This is a genomic window from Streptomyces sp. NPDC002403, assembly GCF_053593015.1.
In genome coordinates, this window is the sequence record NZ_JBSFBQ010000041.1 from 37,415 (window position 1) to 57,256 (window position 19,842).

The following is a 19,842-nucleotide window of genomic DNA, read 5'->3' on the forward strand; positions in this document are numbered from 1 at the left end:
CTGCCTCTAGTACGACCACCACCGGCTCCTAACTAACCTGTCGCAGCTTGGTCTTGACGGTTGCGCAACGCCGTCACGAGGAGGGCGAGCACGGCGGACACCACCATCAGGAACACTGCCTGCGCGGTCGCGTACCCGACCTTGGTGCCCTCGAAGGACCGGGCGAGAATGAGGTACGTGAACGTCTGCGTCGACCCGGCCGGCCCGCCGCCGGTGAGGCTGACCACGATGTCGTACGCCCGGATGAGCCCCACCAGGTTCAGCACCGTCGCCACGGTGACCACGGGAGCGATCATGGGGATCACGATCCGCAGATTGATCTGCCGCTTGGAGGCGCCGTCGATCGCCGCGGCCTCCAGCAGCTCGGCGGGTACCGTCTGCAGGGCGGCCACGAACAGGACGACGTTGAAGCCGAATCCGGCCCACACGATCACCGCGATCAGCGAGATCAGCGCGAACTTCTCGTCGAAGAGGAAGCCGAGCGGTTCGATGCCGAACTTGGCGAGTGTGTTGTTGATGGCGCCGTTGGTGCCGAGGATCGCCGCCCACAGATAGCCGAGAATCAGCGCGCTGATCACGTGTGGGAAGTAGGCGACGGCCCGGAAGAAGGAGTTCGTGCGTGAACGGCCCTTGAGGGCCAGCGCGTACACGAGCCCCAGTCCCACCATGAGGACCGTGCCGACCACGGCGATCAGCCCCGTCACGTACCAGGCGTCCGACGAACTCGGATCGTCGAACAGGTGCTTGTAGTTGTCGAGCCCGGTGAACGTGGCGGTGGAGAAGCCGTCCCAGTCGGTCAGGCTGAGATACACCGCGACGCCCACCGGCACGACCGTCATCACCGTGTAGAGCAGGACGGCCGGGCCCATCATCCCGAGGGAGATCGCCGAGTCCCGCAGCCTCGCCCGGCGCCGCTGCTTGAGCCCTGCGTTCAGCTCTGCGAGTTCCACCACTTGTCCAATCCGTCGGCCGCGCCCGCGGGGGACGAGCCCGTGTACAGGGACTGGATCTGCTTGTTGAGCTCGTCGCTGAACCCGGCGATCGGCTGGCTCTTCCCGGACTTCACGATCACCGACGGAGCCTTGTCCAGGATCTTCTGCACGGACGAACCGAGGCTGGACATCGGGTACGTGAAGCCCTCGCGCAGATTCGCGTCGGAGGCGAGCTGGCTCTTGATGGCCTTCGGGTCGGTGGTCGCCCACTTCACGAACTCGATCGCCTCGGCCTTGTGCCGGGACTTGTTCACCACGACGTACGGGTTGGAGATGTTGCCGAACTGGCCGGACGGGTAGGCCCCGTCGGTCGGCATGGTGAACACGCCGATGTCGTCGCTCTTCTTCGCGGCGTCAGCGGCGGGCACGAAGAACGAACCCATGATGTACATGGCGGACTTGCCGTTCAGGAAGGCCGTCTGTCCGTCCGCGTAGGTGAGACCGAGGGCACTCTTGTCCAGGTAGCCCTTGTCGATCCAGCTCTTGTAGTGCTCCAGGTAGGGCAGGTAGTCGCTCTTGGCGAAGGAGGCCTTGCCGTCCTTGCGCTTGGCCGTCCACTCGGGGTCGGCGGTGAGCACACCCGCGTCGGCCATCATCGAGAACTGGGAGCCGGTGACCCACTGCCCGGCGGTCTGCAGCGGCTTGTAACCGGCCCCCTTCAGGCTGCCCATCGCCGCCGTGAACTGATCCAGGGTCCGGATGCTCGTGGCGTCGATCCCGGCCTTCTCGAAAGCGGCCTTGTTGTAGAAGACGAGCGACTGGATCTGCTCACCCACACCGACCACGTAGTGCTTGCCGTCTATGGCGTACTGGTCGGCCAGCGGAGTCCTGGCGGTCCAGGGCTGGTCGGACAGGTCGGCGAAGAGCGACGCGGTGTCGGCGGTCGGCGTGATCTGCTGGGCGACGTCCGGCGGGTCGCCCGCGGCCAGGTCCTGCCTCAGCTTCGCGTCCGCCGAGATGGTGCCGGTCAGTTCGAGCTTGACCGTGACACCGGGGTGGGACTTCTCGTAGGTGTCGAAGAGATCGTTCCAGTACTTCTCCGTCAGGTTCGGCGTGATGTTCACGATGACGCGGAGGGTCGTGCCCTCCGAGGCCTGGTCGGACCCATTGCCACAGGCGACGGCCGATGCCATCACCAGGGGAGCCAGGGCGAGTCCGCAGGTACGACGCCACATTGTTTTCATCGGGACACGCTCCGTTGCGTAGTCGTGAATAATCGATAGCTGGTATTCAGCCGCAGAGTTCCCGGTGGAGCAGCAGTGGGAGGGGGTCGCGGGCGGTCATCGGTGCAGGCCGTCCGGCGGGGTGGTGCGATGCGGTGGAGGCGGGGCGGAGCCCTCGCCTCCGTGACTATCGTCTATCGATTGTTGATGCTAGGGGCGGCACCCCGCTTCTTCAAGGGTGCTGCGCCAAACCTCTGAGTTCGTTCTTCCGGTCCTCGCTGCCCTCGTGCGCGAGCAACCATCGCACAGCGAGGGAACCTTGGGCTGCAGGGGAGTGAACCGTGAGCGTGAGCCGGGTGAGGTGGTCACCCCAACTCCGGGTCAGTTGCGGGTCGTCGAAGTCCTTCCGTTCGACGGAGGCGACTGCGACCCGGCAATTCCACTGCATCACCAGCCTGTTCCCGTCAGGGGCGGTGACCGTGGCGCGGCCGTCCTCCAGCTCGACGTGCCCGGCCAGCACATGACGCAGGGCCACGCTCTCCCCGCCCCCTGCCCATCGGTCCTTGACGCTCACGTACGGGGGAGCGGTCCCGTCGCCCCGGACCAGGCGCACCGTGCGGTCCCACGCGGTGAGGGTGCCGCGGGGATAGGCGCCGCTGAGGTCGGCGGTCATCCCGGTGCTGCCGGGGCCGAGCTCGACACGCACATCCCGGGCCCGGTGTTCGGGGCCGGGCTGCTGCGCGGTGCCGGGCTCGGGCACGTTGTGCCAGCCGCTCCGGAACGGCCAGGCGTCGTACCGGTCAGGGCCGAAGGTCTGCGCGGTGTACGTGGGGCGGCCGACGTCCACCACCATGGGCCGCCCATCGGCAGCCACCCAGTACGAGCCGACATCGAGGTGGTTGTGGTGTTCGCCGTTGTGGCCCGCCTTCACCGCGACGGTGAGACCGGCCGTGCTCCCCGCCGTCTCGCGGGCGACCAGGATCTGCAGCCGTGGCAGCCATGACTCGCGGGCCAGCCAGGGCGCGGAGGCGTCCGGCCCGCCGGCCGTGAGCGCCCGGCACCAGTCCTCGTCGGTCAGCGCGGCCAGCGCCCGCCCGAGCCCCGGGCGCGGCGGTGCGGCACTGCGTTGCCGACGCGCTCCGTCCAAGGCGTGTGCCACGGTCTCCGGCTGCCCGAGCAGCCTGCCCCAGCGGAACGGGACCTGCCAGGGCTGGTCAGCGGTCAGCCGGGCGGGCGCGTCGCCCACGTTTACGTACCAGCGGCCGCCGAAGTGCATGCGTTGCGGATATCTCAACAACTCCCCGAGAAGAGGGGTCCGACGGGCATCGAGCGCGGGCCCGCCGACCCCGGCGAGCAGATCGAGGATCTCCAACAACCGGCAGGCCCCCACCCACCAGTAGGCGATGCCCTCGTCGATCCCGCCGTCGTCGGGAAGCGTGACCACGTAGTGGTCGAGGCCCTGAACGACCAGCTGTACGAGGCGGGCGCGTCGCGTGTCGTCCGCGCAGAGCAGCAGCGCGGCGGCGAGCACGGCACCGTGGATCCACGGATTCCAGTTGTTGGCGCCGCCGTCCATGCCGATCCAGCGCCAGTCCCGCCGGCGTTCGAAGGGCAGCAGAACCCGCCGCTCCACCTCGCGGCGCAGCCGGCGTCGAAGCCCCGGCATGCGGAGGTCGAGATGGGGCCCCAGGGCGTGGTCCGCCCAGGCGAACAGCGAAGCGACCTCGGCGGCGCCCAGGTCGAGACAGGGGTCGTCCGGATCAGGCACGAGGTCGCGGCGCTCCGCCGCGAAGCGCTCGTGCGGTGCCCAGCACCAGGTGCTGGCCTCGGCGAACGCCACGAGCCCGTCGATCGCGGCGTCCAGATGCGGGCAGGCTCCGGTGGCCTCCCTCGCATCCGCCGACTCGCCGGTGAGGACCGCCGCCAGAACCAGCACGGACACCCGCTCCTGGAGTGCCCAGGCCGCGTCCTCGTACGCACTGCGGTCACCGTCCCGGAAGGTACGGGCCCACGCCCCGGCTGCCAGCCGGGGTGCTGGGCGCATCAACTCCGCTGCCGCATCGCTCAGCACGTTCTCCCGGACCGGTCCCGGGACCGCGTCCCACACGGTGCGGCAGGTGACATCGGGCACCCCCACCCGGCTCGCCGGATCGACGAGCAACCGCTCCAGCTCCCGTCCGCCGTCCGCGCCCCGCATCGCCAGAAGGCACTCGCTCAACGGTCTCACCATCGAGGTCGCTCCTCCCCGTCCAGCTCCAGCTCGATCACCGGGAGCAGCACGTCGGGCCGGGCCACGGGGAGAGTCAGGGTGAGGGTGCCCGCCGGCTGTTCCGGTGGCGCGAGATTGTTGTGCTCGTGCCGTGCGCCGTCCATCTCGTGGAAGCGGATCTCCGAGCCGTCGTGCAGGAGTTGGGCGTATCGTACGCGCCCGGCCAGGCCCGGCAGATGGAGGTGTTTCAGAGGCCAGGCCAGCAGGTGCAGATACAGACGGGTCCCGGACTGCGTGTACAGGGCGTTGGCGGGCGCCTCGAAGGCGCTCGGTCCCGCACCGTGCACGGACCGGGAGTGCAGCCCGGTCCACTCGCCGATGGCGCGGAGCGTGGCGCGGGCCCGGGGGTCCAGGGCGCCGCGACCGGTGGGCCCGACGTTCAGGATGAGGTTGCCGCCGCAGGCGACGGACTGCACCAGCATGCGGACCAGCAGCGCGGGGTCCTTGTAGTCGTGGTTGTCGCGGTCGTACCCCCACGAGCCGTTGAGCGTGTGACAGGCCTCCCACAGCACCCGCTCACCGCCGCGCTCCAGCGGCCGGTCGGGCTGATACTGCTCGGGCGTCACGTAGTCGCCCGGTATGCCGAGCCGGTCATTGACCAGAATGCCCGGCTGCAACTCTCTCGCCAGAGCGAGCAGTTGCCTCGCTCCCCATTCCTCCGGGCCCTTCTCCGGGTATGTGAAGTCGAAGAAGAGCAGGTCGATGGGGCCGTAGTCGGTGAGGAGCTCGCGTATCTGACCCTCCATGTACGCCCGGTACCGCGCCATGTCACGGGGCTCCCGCGCGGCCTCGGTGTCCCGCAGCGGGTGGTGTTCGTCGACCGTGAAGTCGGCGTGGTGCCAGTCGAGCAGAGAGTAGTACAGGCCGACGCGCAGGCCCTCGGCGCGCATCGCGTCGACGAACTCGCGCACCAGATCGCGACCGGCCGCGTGCACGGAGGTGTAGTCGGAGAGTGCCGAGCCGAACAGGCAGAAACCGTCGTGGTGCTTGGCGGTCAGCACTGCGTAGCGCATCCCGGACTCCCGTGCGGCACGCGCCAGTTGCCTGGCGTCGAACAGATCGGGATCGAACCGGTCCAGGTAACGGTCGTACTCCTGATGCGACATGGCCTCACGGCTGCGTACCCATTCGTGCCGCGCTGCCAGGCTGTACAGGCCGAAGTGGACGAAGAGCCCGAAGCGCGAGGCCTCGAACCACCCTGTGCGGGCAGGGGAGTCGGTGGGATCGGCGGAAGCATCGGTCACGGACGGCTCCAGACGCATTGACATCACTAATCGATTGGCTGTTATCTACCATCGATAGGCGATGATGTCACTGGCGTGGCGTGCGGTGAGCACGCGGAGAGGCAAGTGCATGCACCCGATTGGGGATCAGGAAGCGCCGTCGACGGGGGCGCCCCGCGTCAACGGGACGGAGGAGTCCCGTACATATGAGTCGATGCGAGCGGCGGTCCACACCTCGGCCTACGTACGACCGACGTCTCGGATGGTGGAAGCCCTCAAGGACGTGAGCGCGGCGACGGCCTGCGCGAAGCTGCATCAGATGGGCGTCACCCGGACGTTCATCGACGGACCCGTGCCGCTGCACCGTGAGCCGGACGTCAAGATCACCGGCGGTGCCGTGACGCTGGAGTTCCTGCCGCAGCGCGAGGACGTCTTCAACGGCGCGGAGCAGGAGGACATCGAGCGCAAGACCCCGCTGTGGGGCGTCCTCGAATCCATCCAGCCCGGCGACGTACTCGTAGTGTCGGCCCGGGGCAGCCACTTCACCGGCTGCCTCGGCGACATGCTCGTGCGCTATTTCAAGCTGCGCGGCGGCGCCGGGATCGTGGTGGACGGACGGGTGCGGGACGCTGCCCGGATCCGCGCGCTCGGCGTGCCCATCTGGTGCACCGGAGTCACCCCGCACTACGCCTCGCAGACCGAGCTGTTCCCGTCCGCGTTCAACGTGCCCGTCGGCGTCGGCGGCTCCCTGGTGACGCCCGGCGACCTGATCGTCGCCGACGAGGACGGCGCCGTCGTCGTTCCGCAGCAGAACGCGATCCCGCTCGCCGAGGACTCCCTGCTGCACCAGGACCGTGAGGAGTTCGCCCGCCGCCGCCTCGACGAGGGCGGTCGGCTCTCCGACTACTATCCGCTCACCGGCGAGGGCCTCGCCGAGTACCTGGCCAGTCGGCCCGCCGCCACCTGAGCCCCGGGTCCGGGGTCCGCGGCGGAACAGGCCGACGCACCCGCTCTGTTCGCGGACCCCGTGTCCCATGGCGGGACCGCCCCACGCGGTCGCGCGCAGCCGTTGCCGGATGCTGATCCCCGTCGATCCCGGTAGGCCCGAGTTGTGCGAGGCTTCGCCTTCGCAGGACCACACCGTCCATGTGCACCCGAACGGCGCGGACGGCAGTGAGCGGCGTGTCGAGCGGCTCGCGAAGTGCGTTGGGGACGGGCCACAGGCAGGGTGGAATCCGCGCCGATCCAGGTGTGCTTCCGTGCCTGGACGGCGGGAGCGGGCCGGGCGCGCGGCCCGCGGGAGTGCACAGGACCGCCGACATCCGCTGTCCACGCACGCTGTACCCGGACATGAACTCGTCCACTCCGCACGGGAACTTGGTGTAGCCGCTGGCGCAGTCGCCCTGCTGGACGTTGCGCTCGTCGTGTACCACCGTGGACAGCGCGCCGGCCGGGGCCGTCGGGGCGGTTCCGGCGTCGGCGCACAGTCCCCGGGCACGTGTCCGCAGCGACTGGACCGCGTCCGCGTGATCGAGGTTGAGCATGTCCCATGTATCGGCGCCCGCGACCGGGCCGCTCTTCTGCGGTGCGCCGACGGGCCGGCTCCAGTCGGCCGTGCGCCGGTCACCGGAGCCGAGGATCCCCGACCGGCGGCCCTGCGCGTCGTAGTTCAGGATCGACCAGGTGCCGTGCCCGGCCCCTCCGGCCCGGGCGGTGCGGCCGTCGTCCGTTTCATCGCCGGGGAGACGGTGAACGCGGCGTGCACGGCGGCGCTCACCTGGGCGGCGACCGCCCCGGCGGTGTCGTGCTCGACGACGCCGCGCCGCTGGAGCCGTTCGCCGGGTGGGCCGAGGCCGGAAAGTCCGGCGGCGCGGCGATGTGGATGCAGATCAACCACCCCGGCCGCCAGGTCCAGACCGGCCTGCCCGGAGTCGTGTGGGGCCCGTCCGCCGTCGGTGTCGACCTGGGACGGAACAGCAGCCGTTTCGGCCGTCCGGTCGCCATGTCCCCCGAGCAGATCGAGGCCACCGTGCACCGGTTCGCGCTCACGGCCCGCCGTGCCGAGGAGGCGGGATTCGACGGTGTGGAGGTCCATGCCGCGCACGGCTATCTGCTCTCGCAGTTCCTGTCTCCCCTGGTCAACAACCGCACCGACGCGTGGGGCGGCTCGCTCGGGAACCGGGCCCGGATGCTGCTGGACGTCGTCGGCGCGGTCCGCGCCGCCGTCGCACCGTCCTTCGCGGTCGCGGTGAAACTCAACTCCGCCGACTTCCAGCGCGGCGGGTTCGACGCCGAAGACGCCCGGCGGGTGATCGGGATGCTCGAACCGCTCGACGTCGACCTGGTGGAGCTGTCCGGCGGCAGCTACGAGAGCCCGGCGATGTCCGGCCGCCCCGCCGATGCCCGTACCCAGGCCCGTGAGGCCTACTTCCTGGACATGGCGAAGGACATGGTCGGAACCAGCCCCCTCCCGCTGATGCTCACCGGCGGGATCACCCGGCGCGCCACCGCCGAGAAGGTCCTCGGCAGTGGCGTCGCGGTCGTCGGGATCGGCACCGCCCTCGCCGTCACACCGGACCTGCCCGACCGCTGGCAGAACCGTCGCGAGGCCGGCCGGCAGATGCCGCGGCCCGGCTGGTCCGACAAGACCCTCGCCTCGGCCGCCGGCATGGCCCAGGTCCGCCAGCAGATGCGTCGCCTCGCCCGCGGAAGCGACCCCAGGCCCGGCACCCACCCGGCGTACGCCCTGTTCTCCGAGTGGCGAAAGGAGCAGGGGGCACTGCGTCGGTACCGTGCCTGGCTTGCCGCGTCCCAGGAGGCCGCGACGGTCGACCGGCCGGCGTGACCGGAGTTCGTTCCCGGCAGACCGTGGCACCGCTGTGGTGGCACCGGCCGGTGGGAGAACGCGGCGAGCGGCCCGTCCAGGGACGCGGAAGGGAGCCGGACCCGGGCCGCCCGCGGGCTTCCGGCGCGGGGGCACGTGCGAACCGGATGCAGGTGTTGTCTCAGCCGTCGTGCAGCGCCGTCCTCAGGGCGTCCACGGCGAGCTTGCGTGCCACGTCGGCGGCACGGGTGTCGCGCAGGCTGTCCAGGAGAAGGAAGTCGTGGACCATGCCCGCGACCCGGACGGAGGTGACGTCGACCCCCGCCTCGCGGAGCCTGTTGGCGTACTGCTCGCCCTCGTCGCGCAGGACATCGGCCTCGTCGGTGATGACGAGGGTGGTGGGCAGCCCCCGGAGCTGCTCCAGGGAGGCCCGGAGCGGGGAGGCATGTGCCTCGGCACGCTGGGCCGGGTCGGTGGTGTAGGCGTCCCAGAACCACTTCATGCCGTCGCGGGTGAGGTAGTGGCCCTCCGCGAACTGCAGATAGGACGGGGTGTCGAAGCCGGCGTCGGTCACCGGGTAGAGCAGGACCTGCGCCTTGAGACCGAGGCCACCGCGCTCCTTGTTCATGAGCGCGAACACCGTCGACATGCAGCCGCCGACCGAATCGCCGGCCACCGCCACCCGGGAGGCATCCAGGCCGTGTTCCGCGCCGTGTTCCACGACCCACTGGCCGACGGCGTAGTTCTGCTCGATCTGAGTGGGGTACTTCGCCTCCGGCGCGCGGTCGTATACGGGAAAGACACCGGCCGCCCCGGCACCGACGGCCAGCTCGCGGAAGAGACGGTCGTGCGTCCGGTCGTCGCCGAAGACCCACCCGGCACCGTGGATGAAGAAGACCACGGGCAGCGGTCCGGTGACTCCACGGGGCCGGATGACGCGGGTGCGGACCGTGCCCCACCGGCCCGCGTCCACTTCGACCCACTCCTCGTCGACATCGGGCCGCGGCACGCTCGGGTCGCTCTGCAGACCCAGAAGAATCTCCCGGCCCTTCTCGGGCGGGACCTCGTAGATCCGTGGGTGCGGATCGGTCGCCTCGGCCAGTTCCTTCGCGGCGGGTTCGAGATGGGGGTGATCGGCGCAGGCAGCTGGGTCATGTTCCACTCCATGTCGCGAGCGGGCACGGGCGTGCCCTGTTCCTGCGGCCCACCGGCCGCGGCTGATGATCCGCCCCCCGGGGAAGACCCGCCCCCGGTCACACGTCTTCCGTTCCATCGTCGTGGCCCGCCCGCAAAGCGCAACCCGCGCCCGGTCTCCCTCCTGGCCGACCGGGCGCGGGCAGAGTGGGCATGTCAGCCGCCGAGCGCATGCACCTCGTTCAGGACGGCACGCATCTGGGGACCCGACTTCTGCGCGTAGTCGCTGCCCGTGTACCCCCACCAGTCCCAGCAGCCCTGGGGATTGCCCCGCAGCAGGCTGATGTCGGTCTGCGGATAGAGGATCACCAGGTTGTTGGTGTCGGCGTACTCGTTGAGATGGGACTCACGGGCGAACCGGTCACCCACGAACTTGTTGTCGCTCATGCAGCCGTGCAGGGCGACGACCAGCTTGCACGCGGCCCCCGCCGCGCAGGAGTCCGGCGTGTACAGGAAGCTGCTGCTTCCCATGCTGTACCACTGGGCCAGGCCCCCCGGCACATACCGGTTCTGGTCGTGCCGGCTGACGGTGCCCGACTGGGCGGCGGCCGGTGGGTTCACCTGTCCCAGCCAGTGACCGAGCATCTCCCCCTGGGGGTCGTTGCCGCAGTTGATCAGAAACGGATAGAACGTGGTGCCACAGCTCAGCGGGGCGTTCGGGGTGGGCCAGCCGTGCCCGGCCGGATCGGTGTCGTGGTACGCGATCCGTGCCCCGAAGTCCCGGTAGAACCTGACTCCTTCGTCGCTCACCGATGTCCGGACGAGCGGGTCCTTGGTGCCGTGGTAGGTGTAGACGGGCTTGCCCGCCAGGTTCGACACGGGATCGATCCGCCCCTCGGCCGACCAGCGGCGGGCGATCTGCTCGATGCCTTCCGGGTCGGTGGAGATCAGCCCCGTACCGCAGGCGATCAGACCGACGACGATGCCGCCCTTGCCGCAGTAGTACGGGCCCGCAGCGACGATGCCCGCGCCCTTGAAGGTGCCGGAGTAGGCGACCTGGAGCTGCGAGGCCATGAATCCGCCGGAGGAGATTCCGGTGACGTACGTATCGGTGATGTCGAGCCGGGGGAGACCCGGCTCGCCCGCGTGCGCGGGGGCGGTGAGCCCCAGGGCCGCGGCCAGCGCGGCCGCCAGGGTGACAGCGGCGGACCGCAGGGAGCTGAGCTTCATCGTGCGTTCTCCTTCACTGGTGCCCGTCCGGGGAAAGGGGGGTGCGAAGCCGGGTTCCGGAAGCGGACGGGGCCATGGTTGGCCGCGAACCGTCCCGCGGGAAATGGAGGTGTGCCACGTCGTCCACGGGCGATGAGTGGAGATTCTCTCCGTCGCCCGGTGTGCACGGTGGCGACGGTGCGATATCACTGGCCGGGTGATGACAGAGCCGGAGACAGCCGGTGTGCTGCTGCGCCTGCTGCGCGAAGAGGCCGACGAGACGGAGTTCCGCGTGGTGGCGGCCGCACCGCGACTCGTCGACGACGCCCTGGAGATACGTTCCAGGCTCGCGGCCCACCGCCGCCGCGAAGCCGCGCTCGCCGCGCTCTACGAGACCGCCGGTGACCTCGCCTCGCTCCGCGATCTGGAGGACGTCCTGCAGGCCATCGTCAGCCGCGCACGCACCCTCATCGGCACCGACGTCGCGTACCTGCTGCTCTCCGACCCGGAGGAGGGCGACACATACGTACGCGTCACCGACGGCATCACGACGAACGCGTTCAAGACCGGCCGGCTCGCCGCCGGTACCGGTCTCGGCGGACTGGTCGCCGCGACCGCCGTGCCCTACCACACCGCCGACTACCCCAACGACGCCCGCTTCGAGCACACCCCCTACGTGGACGGCGTCATCGGCGCGGAGGGGCTGGTGGCCATCCAGGGCGTGCCGCTGAAGTTCGGCGATCAGGTGTACGGGGTGCTGTTCGCCGCCAACCGCCGCGTGCGGCCCTTCTCGCCGGACGAGGTCGACCTGCTCATCTCGCTCGCCAACCACGCCGCCCTGGCCATCGAGAACGCCACTCTCTTCGAAGAGGTCCGCAAGACCGCGGCCGTCCACGAGCGGCTCACCGCCGTCGCGCTCGACGGTGGCGGTCCGGCGGGGCTGGCCTCGGAGCTCGCCGATGTCCTGCGCGGCAGCGTCCTCGTCCTCGACGCACAGGACCGGCCGCTCGCCTCGGCGGGCGACGCACCGCCCGAACCCGTGGACCTCGTACGGGAGATGGCACAGGCCCGGGCCCGCCGAGGCCCCGCGGCGCGCGGCACCGTCTGCGTCACCCCGATCGTCGCCGCCGACGAACACCTCGGGACCTTGCTGCTCGTACGCGGCGGACTCGACGCCTCCGACATCCACGCCCTGGAACGGGCCGCCCAGGCAGCCGCCCTCATGCTGCTGGGCGAACGCGCGGTCGCGGAGGCCGAGCACCGGCTGCGCGGCGAGATCCTCGAAGACCTGCTGGGCGCTCCGCACCGCGACCCCGAAGGGCTGCGCCGCCGCGCCGCGCTGGTCGGTCTCGACCTGGAACGCGACCACACAGTGCTGGTGGCCCGGGGCAGGGACAACCACAGGCGGCGCCGCATCACGGAACTGGCGGGCGGCCACGCCACCCGGCTCGGCGGCATCGCGGGCGAGTACGGCGGCAACACGGTGGTCGTCCTGCCCGCCGGCGACGACCCCGGCGGCGCCGCCCGCACCCTCGCCGGACTGCTGACCGACGGGATCGGACACCCCGTCACGGTGGGCGCGGAGCCCGCGCCACCCGGCGCGGCTGCCGTCGTCGAGGCACACCGCGACGCCGCTCGCTGCCTGGACGTACTGGTCGCACCGGACCGTGTCGGCGAGGGCGCCTGCCGCGACGACCTCGGCATCCACGGCATCCTCCTGGGCCCGGCGGGCCGCGAGGAACTGGACCGCTTCGTCCGTCGCACGATCGGTCCGCTGGTGGAGCACGACGAGACCCGTGGCAGCGATCTGGTGCGCACCGCCCTCACCTACTTCGCCTGCGACGGCAACCTGAGCCGAACAGCCACCGCCCTCTACGTCCACGTCAACACGCTCTACCAGCGCATCGACCGGATCTCGGCGCTGCTCGGCCCTCTGTGGCGCCATGGCGACCACGCCCTCCAGGTTGGCTTCAGGGGGCGTCTCGGCACGTGGCGACCAGCCGGCCCGGAAGCCGAGCTGTGCTCTGCGCGGTAACTCGGTTGCGATGGGCTTGATCACCTGGCGAAGATGCCTGCATGAGCCGAGAGACGGATGAGGTACGCGAGGCGATCGCAGGCGAGCTGCGCCTTATGGAGCCCAGCGTGCGCATGTCACGCTTGCTTGCCCGACAGCTCCTGGACCCGGACTTCGTGGAGGTCGGCGCTTCGGGGCGGCGGTGGACGTACGAGGAGATGCTTGCGGCGCTGCCCGAGCTGGACGGTGCGGCAGAAAGCGGTCCGCGCTACGAGCCCTCAAGGATCACCGGTGTCCTGCTGGCACCCGGGCTGGTGCACCTCACCTACGAGACCACGATGGATGGGGACCGGGCACGGCGGAGTTCGCTCTGGCGCAAGCAGGATGCGGCCACGACGTGGCAGATGTACTACCACCAGGCCACACCCATCCCGCGCGACAGCACGTGACTGCGAGTCCCGGAGGAGATCGGTCGCTGTCACTTGCACGGGAACAACGGAGCGTGTCGTGCCCGATGGACTGTGGGAGATCCTTCAGACGGCTGCCTGGGCGGCGGTTCTTCACCCCCCGGAGGCCGACCTGGTTTGGGTGCACCGTGGCGTGGTGTTCGCTCCTGCCGACGTCCAGACCGGGGCGGACGTCGGCTTCAACAGTCGAACACCGACCAGCAGATGTCGTTGCGCAGCCGCTGGTCATCAAGTACGAGCTCGCGGATCGCCTCCGGGAGCTGATGGCGCTGCCACTGGCACTCGAGTCGTCCCGCGGTCTCGCTCTCGCCTTCCGGTGCTGCTGCGCGTGCGGCCTTGATCGCGTAGGCGGCCGCGCCGAGCTCGTGCGCGGCGACGTGAGCGACGGCCCCGGCCTGGCCGGCGGCGTACGCGGCATGCCGCGCTGCCCCACGCAGGTCCCGGGCTGCCCCCATCGCATGGCCGCCCGCCGCGCGGGCCTGCATCATCCTGACCTCGCCACGCACCCAGGCCCGGGCATGCTCGATCGCCTGGCGCGGTCGCGGGTCCCCGGGCCGGCCCGATTCGAAGAGGCCAAGGACGTGCTCCGCACAGGCGGCAGCCCATAGAGCGAGGAGGCGGTGATCCGTGTCAGTGAGAGTCCCACCGCGGCGGATCGTCACGAAGCGAGGGTCGCGGACCTTCGGGAGGATCATGACGTGCACCTCCTCCTGCGCGCATCGGAGCCGCTCGCCTCGGTGTGTCCTTGCGGCCGGTCAGCCGACTGGCGCAGGGAATGATCCAGAGCGCTCATCAGCCGGGCGACACGATTGCTGCCGCCTGTCGCGGGCGGGTAGCGGCGCAGCACGTCGATGAGCGCCGGTGTCGCACGCTGCCGCGACCGTTCCAGCAGGGCGTCCCCGATCGCGGGGTCACCGCCCGCTTCCATCTCCCCGATGCGCGCAGCGCTCGCGCAGGCTCGCAGGATGTGGCCGACCTGGCCGGCCTGGGCGATGGGGTGCAAGTATGCGGCCGATGCGGCGTCGCCGGCGGATCGCGCGGCCAGTCGCGCGGCTTCGAAGGGCGCGGACCGGGCGGCTCGGTGAGCGTCGAGGGAAGTGACGCGCTGCAATTTCGTCCTGTTGGCACCGTCGATGAACGCCCAGGCCGCGTCGATCGCCGCACGGGGGCGCGGATCGTCGGGAACAGCCTGCTCAAAGACCGACAGGACGTCCTCCGCGTGCCGAACCACGTAACGTGCCACGACGCGCAGTTCGTCCATCGTCAGATCGAAGTCTCCGGACACGGTGTGCGTGCTCTGCGTCATGTTCCTGAATCGTATCCTTGAACGCTCGGTGGAGACTCTGCGAGGAATCCTCAGCTCGCCCGCGTCAGAACCCTCAATCGGAGGTCATATGCGGCCCGTGGATCTGGCTCGTCGCCATGGCCTCTCCACGCAGGCGGTCCGCAACTACGAGGCCGCCGGCATCATTCCGCAGGCTCACCGCAGCGCGACGGGGTACCGGGACTACACCGCCACTCATGCCGCCGGCCTCGCGGCCCACCTGGCGCTAGTCCCCGCCTTCGGCCACTCGACGAGCCGACGCATCATGCATGCCGTCACCGGCGGCCGGCTCGAAGAAGCACTGGAGTACGTCGACGACGGGCACGCGCTCCTGGCTCGCGACCGCGGCACGCTACGAACCGTCGAAGCGGCGCTCTCACATCTCGGAGCCGCCAGCCCTGATACGGCGGCCGCCACTCGGGCGCCGTACAGCATCGGTGAACTCGCCCGCCACCTCGCGCTCAACCCGGCCACCCTGCGCACCTGGGAACGCGCCGGCGCCCTCACCCCACGACGTGACCCGCGCACCGGGCACCGCCAGTACCTCCCGCAGGACGTGCGCGACGCCGAACTGGCACACCTGCTGCGCCGGGGAGGCCAGCCGCTGGGCACCATCGCCACCGTCCTCGGAGAACTCCGCGACGCCGGCAGCCTCGAAGCGCTGGCCAGGGCCCTGGAAGGGTGGCGGCGCGACCTCACGTCCCGCGGAATGGCCCAGCTCTACGCCGCCGGTCAGCTCTCCACCTACCTCGACGCCTTGGACCGATCCGCGAGAACCGGCTGAGCCCCAGAGCACGGACCGCACTGACGTTTCCGATGCCGGGACCACTGACATTTCCGTGTCGGACGACTTTGTTGTCCGCGGACGTCAGACCGACCACGACCGGTGCCGTCGGACGTCGAGATGTGAGCGGGGCCGGACACGGGATGTCACTGGGCTGGTCATCGCGAAGTCAGTACGACAGTGATGTCGTGGACGTGCCGTCCGGTGGCGGCTCGGTGAGCGTCCGCAGGCTGTACGCGACGTGTGGACCGTCCCCGGGTGGGCGTTGACCCGACGCAGGTCTCTGTCCGTCAGCTCGCGGCGCCCCAGTCCATGCTGACCACGGCGTACGTCTCCCCGTCTCCCGGCGGCCGCGTCCATGAGCGGGTGGTGAACGTGTGCAGCCGTCCGTCCGTGATCGCGTGGCGCGGCAGTCGGACACCGAACTCGCCGGTCATGGCCTCCAGTAGCGAACGTTCCGCCTCGGTGCCCTCCTCCCGGGGCCCGAAGAAGCGCTCCGGGTCCAGTGTTCGTGGTATTTCCCCGGTTCGGTGTATCTCTCCGTCCGCGTACGTGAAGGCGTACTGCTCGGCACCGTCCTGCGCTACGGAAAGGTGGAAGAACGGTTCCTCGCGCCAGGTCCTCAGACCGCTCCACACAACCACCGCGCGGGTCCCCGTGCTGGCGGCCGCAGCCGGGGAGACGAACCGCTGCGGTGCGAAATGCGCAGGGTCGCTGTCGAAGGCGAAGCTCCAACGGGTACCGGCGCGGCCGACCGCCATGAGGGCCTTGTCGTCGTAGGACGAGAACTCCCTCTGTCCGCGGAGCAATCGGTGGCGCGCTTCGTCGGCGGTCATGGGATCGTCCAGCGCTGCCTCGTTGCCGTCCGCGAGGCGTCCGGGAAGGTCCTCCGGTTTCACGCCTTCGACCAGGACGAACCGGTAGGACGTGAGGTTGTCGTGGGGGTCCGGGTCCGCGAGCCACGCCAGGTTGTCCGGGTCGAGGCCGGCCGTCGGGCCCGGTGCCTCACCGGCCTGCCCACCCCTGGGGGTGGACAGCAGCTCGCGGCCCCGTTCCGGGGTCAGCAGGGGTCCGAGCAAGGGATCGGCCACCCACCCCAGCGGCGCCAGATGGTCGGGTCCCAGTGGTTGCCATACCGGCAGAGCGTCCATCAGCGTCCGCCATGCCCCGTCGGTGTCGCCCCAGCGCGCCAGCTCCCGTGCTCGTTCGACCGCCTCCCCGAACGGTCCGGGCGCCGTGTACCGGTACGTGCCGTTGCGCACCTGCTCCAGTGTCGCGCGGGCCGACGACACCACGTCGTCACCAGCTCTCCGCAGATGGAACATCAGCGTGGAGTCGTTCCTGTACGAGTGCGCCGCGTGCTCGGCGACCAGCGCCGGCAGCAGCTCGGGCGCGTACTGCGGATCGGTCACCACGTCCTCGAAGTACACCATGCAGGTCCGTCCGAGCAGGCGGCGTATCTGGTCACCCAGCCCGGCGGCCCGCGGTCTGCCGTACTCCTTCGCCTCGTCCAGCGCGTGCCCGGCCCGTTCCCAGTCGCCGCGCAGCGCCTCCAGCCGGGCCTGCTCCATCCGGGCGTCCAGCTCTCGCGTCGTGTCGTCGGCGAACTCCGGCTCCCCGTCGGCCGGGCGTGCCCGAAGGCCGTGGAACTCCTGGTACATGCCCCGCATGAACTCGGTGAAGTTCGCATACCGCTCGGGTGGCGCGGCCCGCCAGCTCGCCCACGTGTACACGGCCCACTCGCCTTCCTCGTCCACATCCTCGGGATCCAGGAGGACGTGGGTGATGTCGGACTCGACGTCGAGCTGGAGCCCACGCCGCCAGATGTCAGCTTCCCGCCGCTCGTCGGGTCCGGCGTCGTCGTCCAGGTACTCCTCGAACACGTCCGCGAGCCCGGACTCGTTGTTGTGCCAGCGTGCGTCCGTGGTCCCCGCCAGCAGCCGGACGAACCCGCCGGCGTGCTGCCACCCGTCGCTGACCCTGAGGAATTCCCGGTACGACGGGGGCATCCGACGGCCGAGACGCTCCTCCATGGCTGCGATCCGTTCCTCGGACGCAGGCGGGAACCCCAACCACCGAGCCCGCCGGGCGGCTTCGTCCCTCTCACTCTGCGTCTCGTCATCGGGCAGGGAATCCGACCACTCCTCGCTCCATCCGAGCAGGAACGGCTGCCAGCCGGGCGGTGTCGTATTCGTCATGCGCCCGATGCTGCCATCCACCGCTGACACAGCTCTTCGATGCCGGGCGGCATTGGGCGACTACTGACACTTCTCGTAACCAACCCGATAATGTTCTCGCGTCCAACGAAGGGGCGGCAGTGCAAAGCGTCCAGCGTAGAATCTGCCTGCCAGTTCTCGGGCAGCTGCTCCCGGATCGGAAGCCCGATCTCTTGGCGAGTGACGCCGGCCCGGACGTCCACGACGCCGGACTCGTCGTCGCCCGCCGCCTGATCGGCACCGGCCAACTCGTCACCGCAGAGCATGTGGTGGGAGAAGTCACCGCGTACTCAGGAGATCCGGTGCTGGAATGGCCCCATGGCCGACACACCGCCCCACACCAGTTCGCCCACCACCCACGACACGGACCTGATCGTCATCGGCGGCGGACCGGCCGGCTGCGCCGCCGCCCACATGGCCGCCGGCGTCGGCATGCGCTCGGTCCTGATCGAACCGGACACCCTGTGCCGCAACCTGTACCGCATCCCGGCCCTGAACAACGTCCTCGGCGGCTTCACCAGCGGCCCCGGACTCGCCGCCTCCATCACCACGGAGCTGAAGAGCACCGAGCTGTGCCGCCTGGAACTCGGCCGCCGCGCTGTCGAACTCCGCGCCGCCGACGACCACGTCACCGTCATCCTGGACACCGGAATCCGCCTGACCGCCCCGTACGCCGTCGTCGCCACCGGTGTCGGCCCCCTCCAGGCCCCGGACGCCACCTGGATCACCGCACCCAGCGGCCTCACCCTGCCCCCGCTCTGGCAGGCCGACGCGGACGACGCCGAAGGCAGCACCCTCCTCGTCCTCGGTGGCGACCGCCCGATCGGCACCTTCCTGCGCGCCCACCCGACCACCGACACCCGCCTGCTCGTCGTTCACCCCGAGGCCGACGAGTACAAGACCGAGGAGATCCGCGACGACCACCGCGTCACGCTCCTGCCCGTCGAGCGCCTGACCCTGCACCCCTTCGAAGGGGCCACGGTGACAGCGGACGTGGTGAGCCGGGACGGCGGACTACGTACGGTCACGGCAGACGCCGTCTACGTCAACATCGGGAACACGCCCACCGCCCCGGCCGGCGACCTCAGCCGTGATGCGGACGGCTACTGCCCGCCGACCGACCAGCACCCCCGCATCATCGTGGCCGGCGACCTGCGCTCCGCCCGCTTCCAGCGAATCATGACCGCCCTGGGCTCCGGCAGCGAGGCCGCGCTGCACGCCTACTACGCCGCACGGGAGCTGCTGCCCTGATACGTGGAGGTCGGCTCGGGACCATCTCCGCGGGCGCGGGGAGGCGGGGGTGCACGGCATCGGGAAGGGGACGCCCGCATTCACCTGCCGGGTCGACCTGCTCGCGGACCGTATGCCTGCGAGGGACGTTTCCGACTGACCGCCACCGGCCAGGCCCTGCGCTCGGACGCCTCCCATTCGGCCCGTGCCGCGATCCTTATGCTGACCGACCCCACCATGTGGCGTCCCGCCGGAGAGATGCACCGCTGCCTGACCGACGGAGTCTCCGCCTTCACCGAGATCTTCGGGACACCATTCTTCGACCACTTCGCCCGTGACGCGGAGACCGCCGCCGTCTTCCACGTCGGCATGGCCGCCATGTCGGATCCCGAGAACGAGCCCATCGCCGAGGCCTACGACTTCCCGTCCACCGGCACCGTCGTCGATGTCGGCGGCGGCCACGGTGGCCTGCTCATCGAGGTGCTGCGCCGGCAACCAGACCTGCACGGGGTCCTCCACGACCAGGCGCACGTTCTGGCCGGCCACCGGCTCGACCACGAGGACATCGCCGACCGCTGGTCACTGTCGGAGGGCGGCTTCTTCTCGTCGGTCCCGGCAGCAGACCTCTACCTCCTCAAGCGCATCCTCCACGACTGGAACGACAAGCAGTCGGCCACGATCCTGCGAAACTGCCGGCAGGCCATGGCACCTGGCGGCCGCATCCTCGTCATCGACGCCGTCGTGCCGCGCGGCGACCTGCCCCACCAGTCCAAGACCCTGGACCTGATGATGATGGCCTCCCTCGTGGGAAGGGAGCGCACGGAGGAGGACTTCGCGCAGCTCTTCAAGGAGGCCGGGTTGCGCCTGCGACGAATCGTGCCGACGCCGACCGTACTGTCCGTGGTCGAGGCGGTGAGCGCGGAGTAGGACCAGGAGCGCTTCTGGGAAACGCCTGGCAGGCCGGGTGCGATCCGGTCCTCTCGGAGAACGGGG

At 70.2% G+C, this 19,842-nt stretch carries 15 protein-coding genes and 1 pseudogene; 7 read left to right on the plus strand and 9 right to left on the minus strand.

What is annotated here, in order from left to right; genetic code table 11:
- Nucleotides 1–32: 32 nt before the first annotated feature.
- From ACWCPY_RS32205 to ACWCPY_RS32220, 4 genes are all read right to left on the minus strand, one after another.
- Entirely contained in the window at nucleotides 33–953 is a 921-nt protein-coding gene (locus ACWCPY_RS32205) for a carbohydrate ABC transporter permease (RefSeq protein ID WP_451270925.1), read from the minus strand.
- Nucleotides 932–2,176 (minus strand): ABC transporter substrate-binding protein, encoded by a 1,245-nt coding sequence (locus tag ACWCPY_RS32210; protein ID WP_451270927.1) that lies wholly within the window; start codon nucleotides 2,174–2,176, stop codon nucleotides 932–934. The genes ACWCPY_RS32205 and ACWCPY_RS32210 overlap by 22 nt, the downstream gene beginning before the upstream one ends.
- Nucleotides 2,177–2,387: 211 nt before the next feature.
- On the minus strand, nucleotides 2,388–4,385 hold the full coding sequence (locus tag ACWCPY_RS32215; protein ID WP_451270929.1) for a heparinase II/III domain-containing protein: 1,998 nt from the start codon (nucleotides 4,383–4,385) through the stop codon (nucleotides 2,388–2,390).
- Nucleotides 4,379–5,692 (minus strand): alpha-L-fucosidase, encoded by a 1,314-nt coding sequence (locus ACWCPY_RS32220; protein WP_451270931.1) that lies wholly within the window; start codon nucleotides 5,690–5,692, stop codon nucleotides 4,379–4,381. Before ACWCPY_RS32220 ends, ACWCPY_RS32215 begins: the two co-directional genes overlap by 7 nt.
- Nucleotides 5,693–5,861: 169 nt before the next feature.
- Here ACWCPY_RS32220 and ACWCPY_RS32225 point away from each other — a divergent pair, with 169 nt between their 5' ends.
- Both ACWCPY_RS32225 and ACWCPY_RS32230 read left to right on the plus strand, forming a co-directional pair.
- Nucleotides 5,862–6,614 carry an RraA family protein gene (locus tag ACWCPY_RS32225; protein WP_451270933.1) on the plus strand — a complete coding sequence of 251 codons (753 nt, stop codon included), beginning with the start codon at nucleotides 5,862–5,864 and terminating at the stop codon, nucleotides 6,612–6,614.
- A 792-nt stretch (nucleotides 6,615–7,406) separates the two neighbouring features.
- Nucleotides 7,407–8,492, plus strand: a complete 1,086-nt coding sequence (locus ACWCPY_RS32230) for an oxidoreductase (RefSeq protein ID WP_451270935.1) — start codon at nucleotides 7,407–7,409, stop codon at nucleotides 8,490–8,492.
- Nucleotides 8,493–8,652: 160 nt separating this feature from the next.
- Here ACWCPY_RS32230 and ACWCPY_RS32235 read toward each other — a convergent pair.
- Nucleotides 8,653–9,626: pseudogene (locus ACWCPY_RS32235) on the minus strand (alpha/beta hydrolase).
- Nucleotides 9,627–9,821: 195 nt separating this feature from the next.
- Entirely contained in the window at nucleotides 9,822–10,835 is a 1,014-nt protein-coding gene (locus ACWCPY_RS32240) for an extracellular catalytic domain type 2 short-chain-length polyhydroxyalkanoate depolymerase (protein WP_451270937.1), read from the minus strand.
- 199 nt (nucleotides 10,836–11,034) lie between these two features.
- Here ACWCPY_RS32240 and ACWCPY_RS32245 point away from each other — a divergent pair, with 199 nt between their 5' ends.
- Together ACWCPY_RS32245 and ACWCPY_RS32250 are read left to right on the plus strand one after the other, a co-directional pair.
- Nucleotides 11,035–12,849 carry a helix-turn-helix domain-containing protein gene (locus tag ACWCPY_RS32245; protein ID WP_451270939.1) on the plus strand — a complete coding sequence of 605 codons (1,815 nt, stop codon included), beginning with the start codon at nucleotides 11,035–11,037 and terminating at the stop codon, nucleotides 12,847–12,849.
- A 41-nt stretch (nucleotides 12,850–12,890) separates the two neighbouring features.
- Nucleotides 12,891–13,277: a nuclear transport factor 2 family protein gene (locus tag ACWCPY_RS32250; protein WP_451270941.1), complete on the plus strand. Its 387-nt coding sequence runs from the start codon at nucleotides 12,891–12,893 to the stop codon at nucleotides 13,275–13,277.
- A 197-nt stretch (nucleotides 13,278–13,474) separates the two neighbouring features.
- On the opposite strand, the gene ACWCPY_RS32255 is transcribed toward ACWCPY_RS32250, so the two are convergent.
- On the minus strand, nucleotides 13,475–13,990 hold the full coding sequence (locus ACWCPY_RS32255) for a putative immunity protein (RefSeq protein WP_451270943.1): 516 nt from the start codon (nucleotides 13,988–13,990) through the stop codon (nucleotides 13,475–13,477).
- Nucleotides 13,987–14,601 carry a putative immunity protein gene (locus ACWCPY_RS32260; protein WP_451270945.1) on the minus strand — a complete coding sequence of 205 codons (615 nt, stop codon included), beginning with the start codon at nucleotides 14,599–14,601 and terminating at the stop codon, nucleotides 13,987–13,989. Before ACWCPY_RS32260 ends, ACWCPY_RS32255 begins: the two co-directional genes overlap by 4 nt.
- 88 nt (nucleotides 14,602–14,689) lie before the next feature.
- Here ACWCPY_RS32260 and ACWCPY_RS32265 point away from each other — a divergent pair, with 88 nt between their 5' ends.
- Nucleotides 14,690–15,403: a MerR family transcriptional regulator gene (locus tag ACWCPY_RS32265; RefSeq protein WP_451270947.1), complete on the plus strand. Its 714-nt coding sequence runs from the start codon at nucleotides 14,690–14,692 to the stop codon at nucleotides 15,401–15,403.
- Nucleotides 15,404–15,693: 290 nt separating this feature from the next.
- Here ACWCPY_RS32265 and ACWCPY_RS32270 read toward each other — a convergent pair whose 3' ends face one another.
- A complete protein-coding gene (locus ACWCPY_RS32270; protein ID WP_451270949.1) occupies nucleotides 15,694–17,601 on the minus strand; it encodes an SMI1/KNR4 family protein in 1,908 nt (635 codons plus the stop codon).
- Nucleotides 17,602–17,937: 336 nt separating this feature from the next.
- Here ACWCPY_RS32270 and ACWCPY_RS32275 point away from each other — a divergent pair, with 336 nt between their 5' ends.
- Complete coding sequence (locus ACWCPY_RS32275) at nucleotides 17,938–18,870, plus strand: FAD-dependent oxidoreductase (protein ID WP_451270951.1); 933 nt, start codon at nucleotides 17,938–17,940, stop codon at nucleotides 18,868–18,870.
- 216 nt (nucleotides 18,871–19,086) lie between these two features.
- Nucleotides 19,087–19,776, plus strand: coding sequence for a methyltransferase (locus ACWCPY_RS32280; protein WP_451270953.1), 690 nt, complete (start codon nucleotides 19,087–19,089; stop codon nucleotides 19,774–19,776).
- Nucleotides 19,777–19,842 lie beyond the last annotated feature (66 nt).

What these genes read in the sequence shown, in the direction of transcription:
- ACWCPY_RS32275 (WP_451270951.1), top strand. Translation starts at nt 17,938, where the DNA reads ATGGCCGACACACCGCCCCACACCAGTTCGCCCACCACCCACGACACG.
- ACWCPY_RS32220 (WP_451270931.1), bottom strand. Translation starts at nt 5,692, where the DNA reads ATGTCAATGCGTCTGGAGCCGTCCGTGACCGATGCTTCCGCCGATCCC.
- ACWCPY_RS32260 (WP_451270945.1), bottom strand. Translation starts at nt 14,601, where the DNA reads ATGACGCAGAGCACGCACACCGTGTCCGGAGACTTCGATCTGACGATG.
- ACWCPY_RS32210 (WP_451270927.1), bottom strand. Translation starts at nt 2,176, where the DNA reads ATGAAAACAATGTGGCGTCGTACCTGCGGACTCGCCCTGGCTCCCCTG.
- ACWCPY_RS32240 (WP_451270937.1), bottom strand. Translation starts at nt 10,835, where the DNA reads ATGAAGCTCAGCTCCCTGCGGTCCGCCGCTGTCACCCTGGCGGCCGCG.
- ACWCPY_RS32265 (WP_451270947.1), top strand. Translation starts at nt 14,690, where the DNA reads ATGCGGCCCGTGGATCTGGCTCGTCGCCATGGCCTCTCCACGCAGGCG.
- ACWCPY_RS32250 (WP_451270941.1), top strand. Translation starts at nt 12,891, where the DNA reads ATGAGCCGAGAGACGGATGAGGTACGCGAGGCGATCGCAGGCGAGCTG.
- ACWCPY_RS32255 (WP_451270943.1), bottom strand. Translation starts at nt 13,990, where the DNA reads ATGATCCTCCCGAAGGTCCGCGACCCTCGCTTCGTGACGATCCGCCGC.
- ACWCPY_RS32245 (WP_451270939.1), top strand. Translation starts at nt 11,035, where the DNA reads ATGACAGAGCCGGAGACAGCCGGTGTGCTGCTGCGCCTGCTGCGCGAA.
- ACWCPY_RS32270 (WP_451270949.1), bottom strand. Translation starts at nt 17,601, where the DNA reads ATGACGAATACGACACCGCCCGGCTGGCAGCCGTTCCTGCTCGGATGG.
- ACWCPY_RS32215 (WP_451270929.1), bottom strand. Translation starts at nt 4,385, where the DNA reads ATGGTGAGACCGTTGAGCGAGTGCCTTCTGGCGATGCGGGGCGCGGAC.
- ACWCPY_RS32225 (WP_451270933.1), top strand. Translation starts at nt 5,862, where the DNA reads ATGCGAGCGGCGGTCCACACCTCGGCCTACGTACGACCGACGTCTCGG.
- ACWCPY_RS32280 (WP_451270953.1), top strand. Translation starts at nt 19,087, where the DNA reads ATGTGGCGTCCCGCCGGAGAGATGCACCGCTGCCTGACCGACGGAGTC.